This window comes from Embleya australiensis, assembly GCF_051903075.1.
In the GTDB taxonomy this organism is placed as follows: Bacteria; Actinomycetota; Actinomycetes; order Streptomycetales; family Streptomycetaceae; genus Embleya.
Genome location: NZ_CP182423.1, coordinates 2,221,004 through 2,239,687 on the forward strand (window position 1 = coordinate 2,221,004; position 18,684 = coordinate 2,239,687).

The 18,684-nt window shown below is 72.2% G+C and carries 20 protein-coding genes; 13 read left to right on the forward strand and 7 right to left on the reverse strand.

Going from position 1 to position 18,684, the window contains the following annotated elements:
- Positions 1–225 precede the first annotated feature (225 nt).
- The 7 genes from ACMXN5_RS39940 to ACMXN5_RS39970 all read left to right on the forward strand — a co-directional run bounded on the left by ACMXN5_RS39940 (position 226) and on the right by ACMXN5_RS39970 (position 6,363).
- Positions 226–741 carry a winged helix-turn-helix transcriptional regulator gene (locus ACMXN5_RS39940; RefSeq protein ID WP_439679788.1) on the forward strand — a complete coding sequence of 172 codons (516 nt, stop codon included), beginning with the start codon at positions 226–228 and terminating at the stop codon, positions 739–741.
- A 56-nt stretch (positions 742–797) separates the two neighbouring features.
- A complete protein-coding gene (locus ACMXN5_RS39945; RefSeq protein ID WP_439679789.1) occupies positions 798–1,292 on the forward strand; it encodes a metallophosphoesterase family protein in 495 nt (164 codons plus the stop codon).
- Positions 1,293–1,365: 73 nt separating this feature from the next.
- Positions 1,366–2,604 carry a helix-turn-helix domain-containing protein gene (locus tag ACMXN5_RS39950; protein WP_439679790.1) on the forward strand — a complete coding sequence of 413 codons (1,239 nt, stop codon included), beginning with the start codon at positions 1,366–1,368 and terminating at the stop codon, positions 2,602–2,604.
- 123 nt (positions 2,605–2,727) lie between these two features.
- Positions 2,728–3,324, forward strand: a complete 597-nt coding sequence (locus ACMXN5_RS39955; protein ID WP_439679791.1) for an ATP-binding protein — start codon at positions 2,728–2,730, stop codon at positions 3,322–3,324.
- Complete coding sequence (locus ACMXN5_RS39960; protein ID WP_439679792.1) at positions 3,321–4,655, forward strand: sensor domain-containing protein; 1,335 nt, start codon at positions 3,321–3,323, stop codon at positions 4,653–4,655. Before ACMXN5_RS39955 ends, ACMXN5_RS39960 begins: the two co-directional genes overlap by 4 nt.
- A 50-nt stretch (positions 4,656–4,705) precedes the next feature.
- Entirely contained in the window at positions 4,706–5,353 is a 648-nt protein-coding gene (locus ACMXN5_RS39965; RefSeq protein ID WP_439681378.1) for a LuxR C-terminal-related transcriptional regulator, read from the forward strand.
- Between the two features lie 182 nt (positions 5,354–5,535).
- Positions 5,536–6,363: a hypothetical protein gene (locus ACMXN5_RS39970; RefSeq protein ID WP_439679793.1), complete on the forward strand. Its 828-nt coding sequence runs from the start codon at positions 5,536–5,538 to the stop codon at positions 6,361–6,363.
- A gap of 6 nt (positions 6,364–6,369) precedes the next feature.
- Here the strand turns inward: ACMXN5_RS39970 and ACMXN5_RS39975 are convergent, their stop codons facing one another.
- Entirely contained in the window at positions 6,370–6,780 is a 411-nt protein-coding gene (locus tag ACMXN5_RS39975; RefSeq protein ID WP_439679794.1) for a winged helix-turn-helix transcriptional regulator, read from the reverse strand.
- Positions 6,781–6,862: 82 nt separating this feature from the next.
- Between ACMXN5_RS39975 and ACMXN5_RS39980 the strand changes: the two genes are divergently transcribed.
- Positions 6,863–7,414, forward strand: a complete 552-nt coding sequence (locus tag ACMXN5_RS39980; protein WP_439679795.1) for a carboxymuconolactone decarboxylase family protein — start codon at positions 6,863–6,865, stop codon at positions 7,412–7,414.
- A gap of 30 nt (positions 7,415–7,444) precedes the next feature.
- On the opposite strand, the gene ACMXN5_RS39985 is transcribed toward ACMXN5_RS39980, so the two are convergent.
- Positions 7,445–8,272, reverse strand: coding sequence for an alpha/beta fold hydrolase (locus ACMXN5_RS39985; RefSeq protein ID WP_439679796.1), 828 nt, complete (start codon positions 8,270–8,272; stop codon positions 7,445–7,447).
- Between the two features lie 107 nt (positions 8,273–8,379).
- Here ACMXN5_RS39985 and ACMXN5_RS39990 point away from each other — a divergent pair, with 107 nt between their 5' ends.
- Positions 8,380–8,982, forward strand: coding sequence for a TetR/AcrR family transcriptional regulator (locus ACMXN5_RS39990; RefSeq protein WP_439679797.1), 603 nt, complete (start codon positions 8,380–8,382; stop codon positions 8,980–8,982).
- 81 nt (positions 8,983–9,063) lie between these two features.
- Here the strand turns inward: ACMXN5_RS39990 and ACMXN5_RS39995 are convergent, their stop codons facing one another.
- Positions 9,064–10,098 carry a WD40/YVTN/BNR-like repeat-containing protein gene (locus tag ACMXN5_RS39995; protein ID WP_439679798.1) on the reverse strand — a complete coding sequence of 345 codons (1,035 nt, stop codon included), beginning with the start codon at positions 10,096–10,098 and terminating at the stop codon, positions 9,064–9,066.
- Positions 10,099–10,345: 247 nt separating this feature from the next.
- Between ACMXN5_RS39995 and ACMXN5_RS40000 the strand changes: the two genes are divergently transcribed.
- Together ACMXN5_RS40000 and ACMXN5_RS40005 are read left to right on the forward strand one after the other, a co-directional pair.
- Complete coding sequence (locus tag ACMXN5_RS40000) at positions 10,346–11,152, forward strand: SDR family oxidoreductase (protein WP_439679799.1); 807 nt, start codon at positions 10,346–10,348, stop codon at positions 11,150–11,152.
- Positions 11,153–11,188: 36 nt separating this feature from the next.
- The gene (locus ACMXN5_RS40005; RefSeq protein WP_439681379.1) at positions 11,189–12,073 is read left to right on the forward strand and encodes a helix-turn-helix transcriptional regulator; all 885 of its coding nucleotides are present in this window, start codon (positions 11,189–11,191) and stop codon (positions 12,071–12,073) included.
- A 145-nt stretch (positions 12,074–12,218) separates the two neighbouring features.
- Here ACMXN5_RS40005 and ACMXN5_RS40010 read toward each other — a convergent pair whose 3' ends face one another.
- Positions 12,219–13,664, reverse strand: a complete 1,446-nt coding sequence (locus ACMXN5_RS40010; RefSeq protein ID WP_439679800.1) for an esterase/lipase family protein — start codon at positions 13,662–13,664, stop codon at positions 12,219–12,221.
- 489 nt (positions 13,665–14,153) lie between these two features.
- Between ACMXN5_RS40010 and ACMXN5_RS40015 the strand changes: the two genes are divergently transcribed.
- On the forward strand, positions 14,154–14,657 hold the full coding sequence (locus ACMXN5_RS40015; RefSeq protein WP_439679801.1) for a methylglyoxal synthase: 504 nt from the start codon (positions 14,154–14,156) through the stop codon (positions 14,655–14,657).
- A 65-nt stretch (positions 14,658–14,722) separates the two neighbouring features.
- Here the strand turns inward: ACMXN5_RS40015 and ACMXN5_RS40020 are convergent, their stop codons facing one another.
- Positions 14,723–15,412 carry a helix-turn-helix transcriptional regulator gene (locus tag ACMXN5_RS40020; protein ID WP_439679802.1) on the reverse strand — a complete coding sequence of 230 codons (690 nt, stop codon included), beginning with the start codon at positions 15,410–15,412 and terminating at the stop codon, positions 14,723–14,725.
- 206 nt (positions 15,413–15,618) lie between these two features.
- On the reverse strand, positions 15,619–16,599 hold the full coding sequence (locus ACMXN5_RS40025) for a polyprenyl synthetase family protein (RefSeq protein ID WP_439679803.1): 981 nt from the start codon (positions 16,597–16,599) through the stop codon (positions 15,619–15,621).
- Positions 16,600–17,283: 684 nt separating this feature from the next.
- Here ACMXN5_RS40025 and ACMXN5_RS40030 point away from each other — a divergent pair.
- Positions 17,284–17,928 carry a class I SAM-dependent methyltransferase gene (locus tag ACMXN5_RS40030; RefSeq protein WP_439679804.1) on the forward strand — a complete coding sequence of 215 codons (645 nt, stop codon included), beginning with the start codon at positions 17,284–17,286 and terminating at the stop codon, positions 17,926–17,928.
- Between the two features lie 38 nt (positions 17,929–17,966).
- Here ACMXN5_RS40030 and ACMXN5_RS40035 read toward each other — a convergent pair whose 3' ends face one another.
- A complete protein-coding gene (locus ACMXN5_RS40035) occupies positions 17,967–18,578 on the reverse strand; it encodes a TetR/AcrR family transcriptional regulator (protein WP_439679805.1) in 612 nt (203 codons plus the stop codon).
- Positions 18,579–18,684: the final 106 nt, after the last annotated feature.

An 18,684-nucleotide genomic window follows, 5' to 3' on the forward strand; every position in this document is an offset into this window, starting at 1 on the left:
TTGGTCCACCGGGGACTTGCCGCCGTTTGTCGGCGTCCGGCGCGGCTTGTGTGGCCTGCGAGGCCATGGGGATCCCCCTGTGATGCGGGTCGGATGGTCCGGTCGAGGGCAGCGCGGCGTTGCGCCGTCCGCTCGGGAGTGCGCGGCGAGGGCTGGCTTTCCTGGAGTATAGGTAGCGGGTGTCTGGCTATACAAGGTGATAGTCGGGGTGGGTACGATGGGGTCATGCCGGTTGTCATGGAGGGCGCGCTCGCCGATCTCGGCGCGTGGAAGACCGATCACTGCTCGCTGGTCAAGGCGCTGGAGGTGGTCGGAACCCGCTCCGCGCTGCTGATCCTGCGCGAGGCCTGCTACGGCACGACCCGGTTCAGCGGCTTCGCCGACCGCATCGGGATCACCGACCGCGCCGCCGCCCAGCAGTTGCGCCGCCTGACCGAGGCCGGCCTGCTCGCCAAGCGCCCGTATCGGGAGGACGGCGGTCGTACGCGCGACGAATACGTGCTCACCGACATGGGCCGCGAATTGTTCCCGGTGATCGTGGCGCTGATGCAGTGGGGCGACCGGTACCTCCAGGACGGCACGGCGCCGCTGCACTACGTCGACCACGAAACGGGCGTACCGGTCCACGTCGAACTCCGCACCGAAACCGGCGACACGCTCGAACTCGAACAGGTCGGCATCCGCAGGAATCCCGCCTGGCGGGCCCCGAAGCCGGCGCCGCAACCGGAAACGGCTCCCTGACCGGACGAGGGTCGGGTTCGTCCCGGATGCGGCGTCGGAGTCGTACCGTGGTGGGCATGCGCGTTCTGCTGGTGTCCGACACCCATGTCGCCCGTCGTGCCAAGGCCGTTCCGGAGCAGGTGCTGGTCGAGGCGGCGGTCGCCGATGTGGTGATCCACGCGGGGGACTGGGTCGATGTCGACGTACTCGACCTGTTCGAGGCGTCCTCGCATCGCGTGGTCGGGGTCTACGGCAACAACGACGGGCCGGACCTGCGGGCGCGGCTACCGGAGGTGGCCCGGGTCGAACTCGGCGGCGTGCGTTTCGCCGTCGTCCACGAGACGGGCCCGGCCGAGGGCCGCGAACGCCGGTGCGCGGCGCGGTATCCCGACGCGGACGTCCTCGTGTTCGGACACAGCCACATCCCGTGGGACACGGTCACGGACACGGGGTTGCGGTTGCTCAATCCGGGCTCGCCCACCGATCGGCGCCGCCAACCGCATCACACGTACATGACGCTCACGGCCGAGGCCGGCCGGATCAGCGACGTCGTGCTGCACAACCTCGACTGACGGCCCTGGGTCGCCGCCGCGCCTTTCCCGATCCCGAACGGGCCGTTGCCGCGCTAGCTTGGGATCGGCATGGGTGAGTGCCACCTCCCAGGGTGAGAGGTACACGGTGAGCGGACTCGGGGACAACGTCCGGCGGTATCGACGGGTGGCCGGGCTCAGCCAGGAGCAACTGGCGGAGGCGGCGGGCTTGGGCGTGTCGACGGTTGCCAAGGTCGAACAGGGCGGCGACGTCCGGATCGCTACGCTGCACGTGCTCGCACGAGCGCTGGATCTGCCCACGTCGGCGCTCTTCGCGCCGTCGGTGCCCAAACCCGTGCGCGACGAAGTGGGCTCCCGCATCCAGTTGATCGCGCTGCGCCAAGCACTCACGCCACCGGTCGGCCTGGTCGACCGCGCCGACTCCGCCGAACTCACCCCGCAACGCCTGGCCGCCGTCCGGGCCCGGATCGATCGGGCCCACGAGCTGTATCAGGCCGACCGGTACGAGTCGATGGCGGACGAACTCCCCGCGATCCTGCGGGCGGTGCCCTCTGCCGAGGGGCCCGAGGGTGTCGGCGAGGTGCGGGTGGCGGCGTTGCACGCGGCCGGGAAGTACCTTACCCAGGTTCGCCAATACGACCTCGCCTATCACGCGTTCTCGGAGAGCATTCGCGATGCCCGGGCCATGGGTCGGGTACACCTCGCGGCTGTCGGCGTGGGCGGCCTGTGCTGGCTGCTGCTACGCCAGGGTCGTTTCGACGAGTGCGAACACCTGGCGGCGGAGACGGCCGACGGCATCGAGCCGCGCCTGTCGAGGGCCACCGCCGGTGAGATCGCGGGGTGGGGCGAATTGCTCCAGCGCGTCGCTGCGGCGGCCGTGCGCAATAACAACCCCGATGTCGCCCGGGAGGCCCGCCGCATGGCCGGCACCGCAGCCACCGCCGTCGGCGTCGAACACACCGACCGCAGCGTGCACTGGGGATCGTTCGGCCCGGTCACGGCCCACCTGAAGACCCTTGAGGACTTCGCGGTCGTCGGCGACCACCGCGGACTGCTCCGGGGGGTCGAGCACACCCCGAAGCCGATCACCGGTCCGCCCCCGGGCCCGAACACGCAGAACCGACACCGCCTGGACATTGCCCTGGCACAGGCGCATGTCGGCGACTACGGCGAGGCGATGACCGAAATGCGGACCGTCTTGCAGGCCGCGCCGGAATGGGTTCGCCACCAGAGCCTGGCCCGAGACGTGGTCCGACTGATCCTGAAAAAGCGCAAGCGCACCTTGACCACCGACATGCGCGAACTGGCCGATCACCTCGGTGTAACCGGATGACTACCGCGTAACGCGGTGGCTCGACGCCGGCCCTGTCGAAACCGGCGCGCAGCACGTCTGGTTCCCGGCATGTCGGTTTTCTACCGTCACGAGCATTGATCGCCAACGCTCGGGAGCCGGACCATGACGACCCTTACCCCCGCACGCCGGCTCGTCGCCCAGTCGCGCTGGGCCTACGCCTCCACCGAGCGCAATGTCGGCGAGGCGCGTCGCGTTGTCGGCCGCGCGCTGGCGGAGGCCGAGGTGCCGGAGGCGATCTCGTACGACATCCGGCTCATCGTCACCGAGCTGGCCACCAACGCCGTGCGGCATTCGGGGTCGGCCGACTTCGCCGTGGAGGTCTTCCTCGTGGAGAGCGTCGGGGACGACGCCGGGCCGAGTGTGGTGGTGGCGCGGGTGTCGGATCTGGGGCACATCGGACGGGAGTACGACTACATCAACCATCCCGCCGGTGCGCGGACCGCGTTGTGTCCTCGCTCGCCCGGAGTCGATGCCGGCGCGGAGCGGGGGTTGCTGCTGGTGGATCGGCTCGCGTCGGCGTGGGAGGTGGCGTTTTGTTCGCTGGAGAAGCGGGCCCGGTTCCGGTGCGACGACTGGATGGACCGCGACTGCGCCGAGCACGGGTTCGGGCCGGACCATACGACGGTGACGGCACTGGTCTACCTGCAACGGGCGGCTTCGGGGGCGTGGGCGCGGCGCGGTACTAGTTTTGGTGCATGACCAAATCGCTCTCCGCCGCCGTCCGGGGTCGATCGTGGCCGGGCGTCGGGGCGCTCTCGCGGGTGGGGCGGCGCACGTTGGTGCAGTCGGTGTACCTGTTGACCGCGCCGGTGTTTGCCGCCGTCGGGGTGGTCGCCGCGCTGGGCGGGGTGTTCTTCGCGGCGCTCGGGCTGGTGCTGCCCGGCGGCGCGCCGCTCGTGGCCCGCGCGCTCGCGCCCGCGCAGTGGTGTGCCGATCTGGAGCGGTGGCGGATCGCCAAGGTGCGTGCCGCCGGCGCCGGGGCCGCGCGTGCCGAGCCGGGGGCGAGCCCGTCCGGCGCCGGTGCCGGGCCCGGCCTGTGGCTCGACGCCGCGCACGCCGTGGTGCTGTTCCCGATCACCCTGGTCACCGCGCTGGTGACCGCGCTGTGGTGGTTCGTCGCGGTGGGCTGCGCCACCTGCGCGCTGCGCTACGAATACGCGGCGTCCGAGCCGCTGCGGCCGTTGTCCCTGAACGCCGGCGGCGGGCAATCGCACGTCACCGTGAGCCTCGGGCTGCTCTCGCCGGTCGATCGGGTCGCCTTCGGGACCACGGTCGGCCTGCTGCTCCTGTGCACCCTGCCGCTGGTCACCCGCGCCTTCACCACCGCCCAGACCGGCCTCGGCCAGGCGCTGCTCTCCGACGCCTCCGCCCTGCACCGCCGCATCCTCGGCCTCGAACAGGAACGCGACACCGCCCGCGCGCAGACCGTCGCCGCCGTCACGGCCGAGACGAGCGCGCTGCGCCGGCTCGAACGGGACATCCACGACGGCCCGCAGCAGCGCCTGGTCCGCCTGGCCATGGAACTGGGCCGGGCCGAGCACCATCTCGACCGCAGGCCGGAGACCGCCCGCGCGGCCCTCGCCGACGCGATGGCCCACGCCCAGGAGGCCCTGGACGAATTGCGCGCGCTCTCGCGCGGCATCGCCCCGCCGATCCTGGTCGACCGCGGCCTGCCCGACGCGCTCGCCGCCCTGGCCGCGCTGTCCACCGTCCCGGCCGAGTTGGACATCGTCGCGCCGGGCCGGCGACTCGACGCCGGCGTCGAGACGGCCGCGTACTTCGTCGTGGCCGAGGCCCTGACCAACGTGGCCAAACACAGCCACGCACACCGGTGCGTACTCGGACTACGGCACGACGGGGGCGACTTGACCGTGTGGGTGACCGACGACGGCATCGGCGGCGCGGCCTTGGCCAAGGGCCACGGACTGCGCGGCCTCGCGGAGCGGTTGCTCGCGGTCGGCGGGCGGTTGCGGGTGGACAGTTTGGCCGGCGGCCCGACGACGATCACCGCCGTACTGCCATGCGACTGACCCCGGACACGGCGCCGGACCAGGCGCCGGCCCGCGCCGAGCGCCGCTCGTTGCGGATCGTGGTGGCCGACGACTCGGTACTGCTGCGCGAGGGCTTGGTCCGCCTGCTCGTCGAGGACGGTCACCGGGTGGTGGCCTCGGTCGGCGACGGGCCCGCCCTGGTCGCGGCGGTGCTCGAACACCGGCCTGACGTGTCGATCGTCGACGTACGGATGCCGCCGACGCACACCGACGAGGGCCTACGCGCGGCGATCAGCGCCCGCTCGTACGTGCCCGGCGCGCCGATGCTGATGCTCAGTCAGTACGTGGAGGCGTCCTACGCCGGCGACCTGCTCGCGGACGGCTCGGGCTCGGTCGGCTACCTCCTCAAGGACCGGGTGGCCAGGGTCGAGGAGTTCCTCGACGCGCTGGACCGGGTCGCGCACGGCGCCACGGTGCTCGATCCGCAGGTCGTCGCCCAACTGCTGGCCGCGCGTCGCCGGGACGGCGGCGTGAGTGCCCTGACCGCCCGCGAACGCGAGATCCTGGCGCTGATGGCCGAGGGCTGCTCGAACACGGCGGTCGCCCGGCGGCTGGTGATCTCCGCCAGTGCGGTGGAGAAGCACATCGGCAACATCTTCGCCAAACTCGGCCTGCCGGCCGACGACGACGCCCGCCATCGCCGGGTGCTCGCCGTACTCACCTATCTCAGGGGCTGAGCCACGCGCTTGACCGCCGCGCCCGATTCGTCCCGGGGGTGTGGCCTGCCATACCTCCGGGTGTCCGGCCTGCTCCGGTGACCGGGCGGCGCCGCTGCGGAAGCGTGGTCGGCATGACAGCAACGCCTCACCTCCCGGGCCGGCGGCGGCAGCGTCCCGCCGTCCCATCGCGATTCGCGGGCATGCCCGCGCGCCCGCTCGCCCTCCTCGTCGGCGCCGTAGTGGCCCTGATCGCCGCCCTGTTCGTCGTTCCGCCCGTACTGGCCGAGCACATCGCCGGCGACGGCTCCGTCGATCAGGACAACCTCGCCGCGTCCTTCCGCACGGCGTTCGTCGAGTACTGGCGCGCCGGTCGGCGGGACTTCACCCCGGGCATGGACCGGGCGGTCGACTACTGGTTCCGATTCCACGTCGTCAAGGCGGTGATCGCCGCGATCCTGCTGGTGGTGGTCGTCGCGCTCGGCATGCTCGTGTGGCGGGCGTTCCTGCGGGCGCGCGATCTCGGTACGGGACGCCGGGCCGGGCTCGCGGCGGCGGGCGTGTTCGTCACGATGCTCGGGGCGGGCGCGCTGGCGACGGTGATGGCCAACATCCAGGGCGCGGTGGCGCCGTTCTCGTCGCTGTTGACGCTGCTGCCGAGCGGCGCGGCCGGCGGCGAACCGGGCGACACACTCCGCCAGGTGCGGGAAGCGCTGGACGCCCCCTCGGGCAAGGGCGAGCGCACCCCGCCCGCCCTCGACCTGATGATCGACGACTTCGCCCGCTACCACGCGGCGTTGGCCGTGGTGGCCGGGCTCGTGGCCGTCGTGCTGATCGGGCTCGCCGTGGTGGTGTGGCGGCGGTTCGCCGCGACCGACGCCGCCGATCGGCGCGCCCGGCGCCTGCAGGCGTGGTTCGGGGTGCTCGCGGTGGCGTCGACGCTGGTCGTGCTCGTGGTGGTGATGGCGAACGTGGGCACCACGGCCGACCCGAAGCCGGCGCTCGCGGCCTTCTTCGAGGGCGGGTGGTGACGCGCGTCAGTCCTTGTCCCTCCTGTCTTTGTCCCTGTCCAGCTCGCTTGCCCACTCCACCGACCACTCCAGCAGCGGGTCCAGGGCGGCGACGAGTCGGGTCCCGGTGGCGGTGAGGGTGTAGCGGCCGGTCGGGTCCTGGGCGGCGATCCCGGCCTCCACCACATCCCGCAGGCGGTTGTTGAGCACGCTGGAGGACATGTCGTCGCACCGGCGTTGCAGGGCGCGGAAACCGGCCGGTTCCCGGCTCAGCTCCCAGATCAGGCGCAGGATCCAGCGCCGGCCGAGCAGGTCGAGCGCGGCCATCGGAGCCCGGCCCGTGGTCGACCCGCGTACCGGGCTTCCGGGACGTGGGATGCCCGCCTTGTCGTGCCGGTCCACGGCCGCCTCCTTGCGCTTTGCTTTCGAAAGCAGCATAGTGCTTTTGAAAGCGAAGCACCCGAGGGGTCGGCCGCCGAAGCGCCCGAGCGGCCGTCCCGGCCGATGGAGGAGCACGCCCATGTCGCGGATCACGCCATTGTCCCCGCCCTACGCCCCCGATACCGAGGCGTCCCTGGCCCGCTGGATGGGCGCCGCCGGAGACCGTGAACCCCTCGCCCTGTTCCGGGTCTTGGAGCATCACCCCGACCTGGCCTCGCGGATGCGGGTGCTCGGCTCGGGGTTGCTGGGGCACGGTACGTTGCCCGCCGTCGAGCGGGAGACCGTGGTGCAGCGGGTGTGCGCGCGGGCGGGATGCTCGTACGAATGGGGCGTGCACGCCGAGGTGTTCGCCGAGCGGGTCGGCCTGACTCCGCGTCAACTCCGGGCCACCGTCGTCGACGACGAGGCCGCCTGGACACCGCGCCAGGCGATCCTGGTGCGCGTGGTCGACGAGTTGCACGACGGCGCCGACCTCACCGACGGCACGTGGGCCGAACTCCGGGCCGGATTCGAGGATCGGCAGATCGTGGAGGTGCTGGTCCTGGCCGGCTGGTACCGCACGATCGCGTACGTGGCCAATGCGCTGCGGCTGCCGGACGAGGAGTGGGCCGCGCCGTTCCCGGAGGCGTGAAAGCACCCGGAGGCCCGAGGCCGCCACCCGCTACCGAGCGGCGTCGCCCTCGACCTCGTCCAGGAAACCGACGATCTCCGCCAGCCACTGCGCCGGACGCTCCGCGAACGGCAGGTGGCCCGAGTCGAGTTCGACCACGCGGACGTTGCGCAGGGCAGCCGCGACGGCGCGGTGGTGGTACGGCTCGACGAGGCGGTCGCCGGTGGTGGACACCACCAGCGTCGGGACCGCGATCGTGGCCAGGTCGGCGCGCACGTCGACACGCTCGACCAGTTCGGTGTGCTCGGGCGTCCCGAGCGGTGGGGTGTCCGCGGTCATCCGCAGTACGCCCGCCAGGTCCTCGGGGGAGAGCGCGTCGAGGGTGGCCGGGCCGAGTGCGAACGGGGTCAGGAAGGCGGCGAACGTGGCCCGGTCGCCGGACTCGTACAGCCCGCGCCAGACCCGCGCGGCCAACCGGAGGCGGGCGTCGGCGTGTGCGAAGGCCGAGGTCAGGATCAGCGACGTGACCCGCTCGGGGTGCCGGGTCGCGGCCCGGACGGCGACCGCGCCGCCGAGCGAGTAGCCGGACACCGCGAAGGTCTCCAGGCCCTCGGCGACACCGGCCGCGACCAGCTGGTCGGCGAGTTCGTCCAGGTCGAGCGGCCCGGTCGAGCGCGGGGTTTCGCCGGAGCCGGGGAAGTCGACGCCGACCACGCGGTGTTCGGCCGCGAGGCCGTCCAGGATCGGCCCGTAGTTGGCGGCGACACCGCCGCCGGCGCCGTGCGCGAGCAGCAGGCCGGGGCCCGAGCCGCGCACGGTACGCGCGAAGGTCGGCACGGGCAGGGCGGCGCGGGCCGTGGCGGCGGTGGCGGTGGACATGAAGGCTCCCTGTAGAAGATGCGCAAACGAGTTTCGTAGCGGTCGCTACAGATCTCACCGTAGCAGAGATTCCCGCCTTCCATAGCGAGCGCTATAGAATGGTTCGCATGTCCGGTACCCAAGGCCGTCCGCGCGGCTTCGACCGCGAAGCCGCGCTGGATCGCGCGGTCATCGAGTTCTGGCAGCACGGCTACGAGGCGACCTCGGTATCGGGGCTGACCGCCGCGATGGGCATCAAGCCGCCCAGCCTGTACGCGGCCTTCGGCGATAAACGCACCCTGTTCAGCGAGGCGATCCAGCGCTACGGGGTCACCTACGGCGCGGTCGCCGGCCGGGCACTCGACGCCGAGCCGGACGCCCGCCGGGGGATGGAGCGCATGTTGTACGCGCTGGCCGAGGCCTACACCGAGCCCGGCCACCCGCCCGGCTGCATGGTGATCACGGCGGCGGTGAACTGCACTGCGGCGGCCGAGGAGGTCAAGGCCGAACTGCGCGCGCTGCGCGAGGCGTCCAAGGCGGCGTTCCGCCGCAGGATCGCCGCCGACATGGCGGCCGGCCGGCTGCCCGCCGACACCGACCCGGACGACCTCGCCGCCTACTACGCGGCCGTCGTCCAGGGCATGTCCACCCAGGCCGTCGACGGCGTCGGCCGCGAGAGACTGGAACGCGTCGCGGAACTGGCGATGCGAAGTTGGCCCGACGGACCCTAGCCGGTCCCTGGCCGGTTCCCTGCGCTCGCCGCGCTCATGGGAGCTCCGTCGCGGGTGCGGCCGTGCCGCACGGGACGGTGGTCAGTAGTAGCGGCGGTGCCATTGCCCGGTGGCGAGGTCGAGTTCGGAGTACGCGGCCTCTCCCGGTGTCTCCGTCACGTAGACGCGGCCCTCGCCCTCGGCGATGGACCAGGCGGCGATGTCGTCGCGCAGCGTCTTCGGGCCCTGGGCGGTCAGTTCCACGACGCCGCCCTTCCCGGCGGCGCAGAACAGCCGTCCCTCGACGAGCGCCACGCCGAGGGCGGCGACCCGGTCGCGTACGGCCACCGTGAAGCCGCTTCGCGCGGATCCGCGAAGTATGCGGCCGCCGCGCGATCTGCCGGTGACGTACACGTCGTCGTCGGCGTCGAAGGCGATGCCCGTCAGCAGGTCGGTTGTGTCGGGGCCGTCCGGATCGGCGATCCGTGTCCACGCGGTGCCGTCGAAGTGCAGCAGGGTGCCGTTGTGGCCGGCGGCGTAGACGTCGTTCGCCGCGCGTCCGCGGACGGCGCCGATCGGTGCGCCGATCCCGGAGTGGAACTGCGACCAGTCGGCGCCGTTCCAGTGGTAGAGCACGCCGCCGAAGGTGGCGATGTGGACGTCGTCGTCCGAAGTCCCCCACACGGCCGAGGGGTTCGGCCGACCCTCGTTGTGCGCCTGCGCGGGCAGCGCGGTGTGGCGCCAGGTCACCCCGCCTTCGGGCGTGTCGAACTCCAGGTCCGGCGGCATGGTGTCCGTCCAGGGAACCGGTGCGCTCGTCCAGACCAGACCGGTGCTGCTCGTCGCCCACACATGCCCCTGCGGCGAGCACCACAACTCGCGGAGCGTGTCGTTGGTCGCCAGGATGTTCTCGGCCGGCTCGTCGCTGCCGACGGGGCGCCGGAAGACGTACCCCGCGGCGTTGCCCGAGTCGCCGGGGACGTACGTGATCAACAGGAAGTGCACCACGCCGCCGCCCTCGTGGACGACGACGATGTCCTCGACGAACTCGCGCGGCGCCTCTTTCGAGGGCTCGTGCGACCCCTCGCCCGAACTCCCGCCTTCCACCACCACGGCGGCATCCCCCGGCTCGTGCATCGCAGCGCTTCCTCCGACTCGGTCTCGACCCGTGACTTTGCGAACCACCGGCGAGGGGGGCTCTCACGGTACCTGTGTCACCAGGATCTCCCAGACGTCCCGAACCCCTGTCAACCTGATCGAGTCGAAAGCGCCGACAACACTCCATGGGCACGCACTGCGGGTTCACCTCCGACAGTTCGATTCAGGCGCCCCGAATGCGCGATCGCGTCGGCGCATTCCTCCACGACAGAATGGACGGAGACCAATGGCGGACAACCGATTCACCACTCATCGAGAACTTTTCGATCTGAGTGGGAAGTACGCCCTTGTCACGGGCGGCACCAAAGGCATCGGGATGATGATTGCGCGCGGCCTTCTCCAGGCGGGCGCCCGCGTCGTCATCAGCTCACGCAAGGCGGACGCGTGCGCGGAGGCACAGCATCTCCTGTCCGAATTCGGCGACGTTCGAGCAATTCCCGCCGACCTGTCCAAGCGCGACGAGTGTCTGCGCCTTGCCGACCTTGTCATGGCCGACTCGGAATGCCTGGACATTCTTGTCAACAACGCGGGAGCGATGTGGCGCGAGCCGCTGGCGACATTTTCGGACGAGGCCTGGGACGCGGTGATCGACCTCAACCTCAAGGCGCCGTTCCGGCTGGTGCAGGCGCTGCTCCCCGCACTTCGCAAAGCGGGCACCGCCGATGATCCCGCGCGGATCATCAACATCGGCAGCATCGCCGCCATCCACGTCGCCCAGGCGCCCAACTACTCGTACGCCGGCAGCAAAGCGGCACTCCATCAACTCACCAGAGTGCTCGCCAGGGAACTGGGCCCACAACACGTCACGGTGAACGCGGTGGCACCGGGAGTGTTCCCGTCGCGGATGATGGCGTCCACGCTCGATGCCATCGGCGACACGATCGCGGCGGCAACCCCTCTGCGCCGGATCGGTCGCGACGACGACATGGCGGGTATCGCCGTGTTTCTCGCCGGCCGGGCGGGGTCCTACCTCACGGGCGCCATCATCCCGGTGGACGGCGGCGTCGCGACGACCGCATCCGGTACCCCTTAAGCGGCGGGACGGGCTTACGGTGAGGAAATGGCCACGATGGATCCACGCACCGATATCCGGGAGTTTCTCAGCTCGCGTCGCGCGCGCATCGCGCCCGAGCAGGCGGGCCTGCCCGCCTATGGCGGCAACCGTCGGGTCAAGGGTCTGCGTCGCGAGGAGGTGGCGCTGCTGACGGGGGTCTCGGTCGACTACTACGTGCGCATGGAGCGCGGCGGCCTCGCCGGGGTCTCCGACGGCGTGCTCGACGCGTTGGCCTCCGCCCTGCAACTCGACGAGGCCGAGCGCGACCACCTGTTCCACCTCGCGCGCCGATCCGGGGCGCCCGGCGGCCCACGCCGGCGCGGGCCTGCCGCGACGGTGCGCTCGACACTGCAACAGGTGCTCGACGCGATCTCCGCCGCGCCCGCCTGGATCGGTAACGGAAATTTCGACGTACTCGCCATGAATCGACTCGCTCGCGCACTGTATTCACCGATGCCGGCCGACCCGCGACGGCCCGCCAACACGGCGCGGTTCGTGTTTCTGCACCCCGAGGCGGCCAAGGAATTCTTCGTCGACTACGACCACATCGCCGGTGTCGTAGCCGCGAAGCTACGCATGGAGGCCGGCCGCGATCCGCACGACGGGAAGCTGATTGCCCTGGTCGGCGAACTGTCGACGCGCAGCGAGCTGTTCCGGCAGCGGTGGGCATCCCAGGACGTGCGGCTGCATCGGTCCGGACGCAAGCGGGTGCGCCATCCGATCGTGGGCCGGCTCGACCTGGACGTCGAGTCCCTGGAGCTGCCCGCCGAACCCGGCCTGCACCTCAACGTCTACACCGCACCCGCGGGCACACCGACCGCCGACAATCTGGCACTCCTGGCGTCGTGGGCGGCCACCCGGCAGACACCGGCGACCGAACTCGAAGCACATGACGGATAGTCCACATCGACAGGCCGTGCCGGCGCGGGAGCCAGGCAGGCTCCCGGCATGTGCATGGCGTTGGCCTTCCTGCCGGTGTTCTGCTCGCCGATCCGCGCGCTGCGCACGCTCCCGGAGGGGCCGCCCGGTCGAGGTGCCCTCGTGCCTACTCCGGGTCGGTCGGGTCGAAGGCGGCGCTGGGGTCGGTGGCGAGGACGAGTCGGCTGACCGGGGACTGCTCGCCCGTCCCGGCCAGGACCCGGAACAGGCCCTCCACGGGCAGGATCTGGCGGATCGTCACCCGGCCGTCGCGGGCCACCGGCAGGGCCCTGGGCAGCGCGACACCCGTGGCCACGTCGACCACGCGGACGCCGATCGCCGTCGGGTCGGCGACCCCGTCCAGGACGATGTCGAGGGTGCTGCCGGCCACCACCGAGTCCGCGACGTCCAGGGCCAACGGGACGATGTCCCCGGCGCGTTCGGGCGCCGGGTCCTCCTGGCGCAGGACCGCGCAGACATACCCGATCGCCTCGCGGGAGCGGGCCAGCGCGCCGTGCGTCTGGACCACGGCGAACGGCTTGGGCGCGGCCGGCGCCGCCACTCGGCGGCACACCGTGTCGTCGCCGCGCCGATCGGCCCGCACGATCCCGCCGTCCCCGTCGCTCGCGCAGGTCACGAAGCGCGGCCGGACCACCCCGTCGCGGATCACCAGGGACTGTACGGTCGGCTGCTCGACGCCGACCACCGGCCACAGCGTGTCCCAGGACCCGGTACCGAGCAGGCGTTCGCGCCGGGCGAAGGCGTCCTCGGCCAGGCGCTCGTCGCCGCCGACCGCCGCGACGTCGGCGGCGGTCGGCCGCCGGACCGCGGACCCCTCGTCCAGGCAGCGGTACGACGGCAGCAGGTCGTACAGGCCGGGCGCGGTGGCCGCGAATCGGCGCAGCCGGGCCTCGGGCAACCGCGCCGCGGACGGCCGCGATGCGGACCGGCTCCCGGGGTCGGCGGGTGCGGCGCCGAGCACGTGCAGCGCCTTCGCAGCGCCCAGGAACGGGGCGCCGAGGGTGACCAGCGCGCGCAACTCGGCGGCGTCGCCCAGTACTTCGGTGAAGTAGCGGGCGACCGGGCCGCCCGTCGAGTGGGCCACGAGCACCAGGAGCGCGTCCCTGCCGCCCAGCGGGTGGCGGCGCCAGCGGCGCAGGTGTTCGTAGGCGGCGATCGCCAACAGACCGGCGTTGTAGTCGACGGGCAGCCGCCAGTCGTACGGGAATTCGTGCACCGCGGCCGGATCGGCGGCGGCCCGGCGCAGCGCCCGGACCAGCTCGGTGTACGGCTCGAAGCCGCCGAGCAGCGGAGCCCACGCGGGGGTATGCAGCAGCCGGGTGGCCCGGATCCGCCCCACGCGCCCGGAGCGTTCCGCGTCGGTGACGGCCAGTGCGTCCAATGCGCCGCCCGTGGTCCAGGTCCCGGCGTACCAATTCGCGTCGGCGGGCCCCCACAGGGTTCGCCCGGTGGACACCTCCACCAGTTCGCTGCCCATCATTCCCGGCAGCACGATCACCGCGTCGTTCACCGTCGCCCCCAACCCCCGGCCGAAGCCGTCCCGTGCGCGCACGGAACGGGCCGTCGGGCCCCTCCGTCGCGCACCTCGCGGTCCCGCGCTCCCACCGACCGCGGGCCCCGCGCCGCCGCCGCGACGCACGCGGCCGCCTTCCCCCGGCGGCCGGTACGCGCCCCACCCGCCCCGGCGCCGCCCATCCATCCTGGCCGGCGAAACGGCGGGCCCGCAGGCGATTTCCGAAGTCGTTTCGTCGAACCGGGCGCTGAGTCCCCGCTTCAGGGGGTGTCGAAGGAGTGCGGGCCCGGGTCGGCGTCGGGTGTCGGGGACCCGGGTGCGGCGAGGCCGGTGTCAACGACGGGCGGCGGCGAACGGATATGCGGCAGACGAGTGACGCTTATGTGGCATTTAGTCAAATTGCAGTCTTAAGTACGTTTTGGTCGAGTCGGGAATACGTCGGCGCCCTCGACACATGATCCATGCGACTTCTCGTGGTCGTCATGTCGCGGCCATACCGCCGCAACACGGGCCGGTCAGACTGGGGGCATGCGAAACACCGACAACTCGGAGATGCCTGTGACCCGACCGAACGACCTGCTCGACCCGAAGCACCATGAGCCCCGCGAGCGCGGCATCGCCCTGGTGGCGCACGACCGCTGCAAGCCGGAGATGCTCGCCTGGGCCCGGACCCACCGCGAGACGCTGACCCAACACCGCCTGTACGCGACCGGAACCACCGGCGGCATCCTCGCCGACGAACTCGACCTGGAGATCATCCGGTTCCGCAGCGGCCCCCTGGGCGGCGACCAGCAGATCGGCTCGCGGATCGCCGAGGGCGACGTGGATCTGCTGGTGTTCTTCTGGGACCCGCTCAGCCCCCAGCCGCACGAGCCCGACGTACGGGCGCTGCTGCGCCTCGCCGTGCTCGCGGACATCCCGGTGGCCTGCAACCGGGCGACCGCCGACTTCGTGATCACCTCGCCCCTGCTCGCGGTGGCCGACGATCCGGATCGGCCGGAGTCGCCGGTGTTCGCGCCACTGGCCGCGTAGGCGCCGTACGCCGGCAGGCGCCGCACCGCCGCCGGACCGCCGACCCTTCGGCCCTTCGGCCCGGCTCAGCCGCGCGACAGGCCCTGGCGGTCGACGTAGCGCACCGCGTCGACGCGGTTGCGGGCGTTGATCTTGGCGAACGTGTTGTTGATGTGCGTCTTGACCGTCGCCGCGCCGATCCGCAGGGTCGCGGCGATCTCCGCGTTGTTCAGGCCGGACGCGATCAGGCACAACACCTCCACCTCCCGGTCGGTGAGCCGATCCGGGTGCCCGGTGCGCCGGCGTGGGCGTCCCACGGTCGCCGGGTCGATCGCGGCCCGCCCGCGCGCGGCGTCCCGGATCGCCGTCGCGATCTGCTCGCCGCTCGCGTCCTCGGCCAGGCGGCCGAACCCGCCGGTGGGCGCGGCCGGATCGGACGCGGCGGCGGACACCACGAGCAGCGCGGCGCCCGGATGCCGGGCGAGCACGTCGGCGGGGCCCTCGGGGCCGCCGTCCGGGCCGGGTGCGCGCCCGTCCGTCAACACCACGTGCGGTGCACGCCCGTCGCCGTCGACCATCACCTCCATGTCGCCGCACGCGCCGATCAGCGCGGCCAGGCGCTCGCGCACGGCCGCCCGGTCGTCGGCGACCCGGATCAGGACCCGGGTCCGTGACGGCAGCCGGCTCGGGTCCGGACCGCGGCCCGGATCCGCGACCGGTGGTCGCCTCGGCGCGCCGGCGATCGGGTGCGCAGTCGGCTCGGGCCGGTTCGTCACGTAGGTCAACCTTTCGACTCCCGCGCCGATCACGGTAGTTCGGGCGGTGTGCACCCGATTGCCCTGTTCGGGCCGGTCCGTACCCCGGCCGGCGCCGTACAACCTATCCGGGAAGGGACGTTCGCGACTCCGCTTTCGCCATGCCGGGGCGGACTTTCGGTGACGCGGCGACGCGGAGGAGTCGCGCACGGTGCGCGAAGGCGGGGTCAGCCGTCGGTGGGCGGCGTCGGGTCGCGCCGGGACCAGCGGCGCAATACCTCCGTGTACGGGTTGACCGGAAGCCAGGAGATCGCGTCCCGGGCGCTCTGTTCGTAGCTTTCGGCGAGTGCCCGCGCGTCGGCCGCCGCGCCGGTCGCCTCGACCAGCGTGCGCATGCGGGTCAGCGCGATCTCCGGGTTGCGCTCGTGCAGCAGCGCGTGTCGGATCGCGGCGCGCTGGTCGAGGGTGCCGCGCTCGTGGGCGAGCAGTACCGGAAGGGTCGGCCGGTGGTTGCACACGTCGCTGTCGGCGGGCTTGCCCATCGTCGCGGCCGAGGCGTCGGCGTAGGGGAGCAGGTCGTCGCGGATCTGGAAGGCGAGGCCGACATGGCGCCCGAACGCGTTCAACGCCTCCACCGCCGCGTCGTCCCCGCCGCCCAGGATCGCCCCCACCCGGCACGACGTGGCCAGGAGCGCCCCGGTCTTGCCGCCGGCCATCGTGAGATAGTCCTCGACCGGGCAGTCCAGGTCCCCGGCGAAGCCCAACTCGTCGAACACGCCCTGGCACATCGCGTATCCGCCCTCGGCCTGGGCCGCCATCGCCCGTGCGATCCGCTCGGGCGACACCCCGTTGCGGGCACACTCGGCGAGGGTGCGGAACCAGGTGAAGTACAGGCTGCTGCCCGCGATGATGGCCCGCTCGGGGCCGTACGCCCGGTGTACCGCGGGCCGGCCGCGCCGCTCCTCGTCGGCGTCGATGATGTCGTCGTGGACCAGGCTCCCGGTGTGCACGCACTCCATGCCGGCCGCGGCCGGCAACGCGTGCTCGACCTCGCCGCCCACCGCCAGCGCCGCGTACATCACCAGCGCGGGCCGCAGCAACTTACCGGTGGGCAGCAGCGCGTAGCGGTGCACCGCGGCCATCCCGTCCGCGTTGCTCGGCCAGCGGCGGGCGAACTCGGCGGCCAGCACGGTCGGTACGTCCACCACCGGGCGATCGCACACCTCGTACGGGGCGGGTGCGGGTGCGGACGCGCCTGCCGTGCGGGCCCGTTGGCTCGGGCGACGTTTGTGCGGTGCCGGTGCCGTGTGCCCTTTCTGCGTTGCCTGTGTTGTCGAGGAAACCTGCGGTGTCGTCTCGGTCACGGCTTGCGAACCCCCTGTGTCGCCCCCGGACGCCGCCTCGCGACGCCGAGGCGCGGTGGGGGCGACGCATGATGCGGACGCTCGACGGCGCCCGGATCAACCCAACAGACCTCGACCGGTCACCGACAGTCGAGTGCGGAAGCACCACCGCGGCGTGCGTCCACCCCGAACGGGGATCGCGTGCTTCCAGTCCCCACCATCGCGTGGTTTCGCGGCGGTTGGGGCTCGGCGGGGCGTCCGCGATACGCGCTCAACCCGTCGGCCAACTCGGCACGATCGCCGTCGCGGAGTGCGGACAGCGCCTGCTGCAACGCGAACGTGCCCCGGATCGCGATGATTCGGGCCAGGGGCCCTGACGCACCGTCAACGCGGCCGGGGGATCGGTGGGCAACAGGCGGGCCGACAGCGCCGCGTGTCGGGTCGGTGCCGGCCGGGTCACCGGGGCACCGCGTCCCACCAGCGGTGACGAGCACGCGGTGGGCCGGTAACCGGTTCGTGGGTTCCGGTCGGCGTGGAATCCTGACGGGCATGTCCCCTACGAGTGATCACGGTCGGGTACGGCGGAGCTACGACGTCGTGGCGGAGGAGTATCGAGAGCGGATCGGCGACGAACTCGCCCACAAGCCGCTGGATCGCGCGCTGTTGAGCGCGCTGATCGAGCAGAGCGACCCCGACGTGCCGATAGCGGACGTGGGTTGCGGTCCCGGGCACATCACCGGATGGCTCGCCGAGCGCGGGGTGCGGGCGGTCGGGATCGACCTCTCGCCGGCCATGGTGGCCATCGCCGAGCGCGAGCACCCGAAGGCGCAGTTCCGCGAGGGCGACTTCCTGCGTCTGCCCGCGCGCGACGGCGAGTTCGGCGCCGCGATCGCGTTCTATTCGATCATCCACCTCGACGCCGGTGAACTGCGCCCCGCCTTCGTCGAGTTGCACCGCGTGTTGCGTCCCGGGGCGCAGTTGCTCCTGGCGTTCCACCTGGGCGTCGAGGTGCGGCACCTGGCGGAGTGGTGGGGGCGGGAGGTCGACGTGGACTTTCACTACCTCGAAATCGAGGCGGTGGTCGAGCAGTTGACCGCGACGGGCTTCACCCTGGAGGCACGGCTGGAGCGCTCGCACTATCCGCAGGAGGCCGAGACCCGGCGCGGATATCTGCTGGCGCGGCGAACCGCGTAGCGGTCGCGCCGCCACCGTAGTACCCGACGTCGGCCGGTTCAGCCGGGCGCGATCCCGTGTTCGACCGCGTCGAACGCCTGGTCGAGTCGTTCCAGGTGCGCGGCGACGATCTCGGCCCGATCGTCCCCGGCGAGCCGGCGTCGGGCGGTGTCCACGGCGACCGTGCGGTAGGCGGCGACCATCAGCGCCGCGACCAGGTCCGCATTGCCCGTGAAGCGCGGATCCTCGCGCAGGTCGTCCGCCAGCGCCGCCTCGACCTCGTGCTCGAACTCGCGGAGCCGGGCCAGGAGGGCGGGGGAGCCGGCGACCGTCCGCAGTACCGGCTCGACGCCGTCACCCAGCCCGGTCAGGGCGCGCCGCTGCTCCGCGAGGGTGACGGCGAGGGTGCGGAACGCCCGCACCGGCCCGACGCCCTCGGCGCGCTCGCGGATCGCGGTGCGCAGGATGTCCATCGCGGCGGGAAGCCGGTCGAGCAGGAGGTCCTCCTTGCGCTCGAAGTGCGAGAACACCGTCACCTTCGAGACCCCGGCCGCGGTCGCCACTTGGGCGACCGTGACGTCGTCGAAGCCCCGCTCCAGGAACATCCGCGTCGCGACGTCCGCGATCCGGGCGCGTGTTTGCGCGCCGCCTCGGTCTCCTCGGTTCGGCATGCCCACCTCTCGTGTTACATTTACCGGGTAAGGCTTACTCGGTAAGGCTACTGAGTCAATCTACCCGGTAAGCGTGCTGGGTAAGGCTACCGAGTCAGTCAACGGA

Excerpts from the sequence above, each read along its gene's own strand:
- ACMXN5_RS39940 (WP_439679788.1), top strand. The coding sequence starts at position 226 with ATGCCGGTTGTCATGGAGGGCGCGCTCGCCGATCTCGGCGCGTGGAAG.
- ACMXN5_RS39945 (WP_439679789.1), top strand. The coding sequence starts at position 798 with ATGCGCGTTCTGCTGGTGTCCGACACCCATGTCGCCCGTCGTGCCAAG.
- ACMXN5_RS39955 (WP_439679791.1), top strand. The coding sequence starts at position 2,728 with ATGACGACCCTTACCCCCGCACGCCGGCTCGTCGCCCAGTCGCGCTGG.
- ACMXN5_RS39960 (WP_439679792.1), top strand. The coding sequence starts at position 3,321 with ATGACCAAATCGCTCTCCGCCGCCGTCCGGGGTCGATCGTGGCCGGGC.
- ACMXN5_RS39970 (WP_439679793.1), top strand. The coding sequence starts at position 5,536 with ATGCCCGCGCGCCCGCTCGCCCTCCTCGTCGGCGCCGTAGTGGCCCTG.
- ACMXN5_RS39975 (WP_439679794.1), bottom strand. The coding sequence starts at position 6,780 with ATGCTGCTTTCGAAAGCAAAGCGCAAGGAGGCGGCCGTGGACCGGCAC.
- ACMXN5_RS39980 (WP_439679795.1), top strand. The coding sequence starts at position 6,863 with ATGTCGCGGATCACGCCATTGTCCCCGCCCTACGCCCCCGATACCGAG.
- ACMXN5_RS39985 (WP_439679796.1), bottom strand. The coding sequence starts at position 8,272 with ATGTCCACCGCCACCGCCGCCACGGCCCGCGCCGCCCTGCCCGTGCCG.
- ACMXN5_RS39990 (WP_439679797.1), top strand. The coding sequence starts at position 8,380 with ATGTCCGGTACCCAAGGCCGTCCGCGCGGCTTCGACCGCGAAGCCGCG.
- ACMXN5_RS39995 (WP_439679798.1), bottom strand. The coding sequence starts at position 10,098 with ATGCACGAGCCGGGGGATGCCGCCGTGGTGGTGGAAGGCGGGAGTTCG.
- ACMXN5_RS40000 (WP_439679799.1), top strand. The coding sequence starts at position 10,346 with ATGGCGGACAACCGATTCACCACTCATCGAGAACTTTTCGATCTGAGT.
- ACMXN5_RS40005 (WP_439681379.1), top strand. The coding sequence starts at position 11,189 with ATGGATCCACGCACCGATATCCGGGAGTTTCTCAGCTCGCGTCGCGCG.
- ACMXN5_RS40015 (WP_439679801.1), top strand. The coding sequence starts at position 14,154 with ATGCGAAACACCGACAACTCGGAGATGCCTGTGACCCGACCGAACGAC.
- ACMXN5_RS40030 (WP_439679804.1), top strand. The coding sequence starts at position 17,284 with ATGTCCCCTACGAGTGATCACGGTCGGGTACGGCGGAGCTACGACGTC.
- ACMXN5_RS40035 (WP_439679805.1), bottom strand. The coding sequence starts at position 18,578 with ATGCCGAACCGAGGAGACCGAGGCGGCGCGCAAACACGCGCCCGGATC.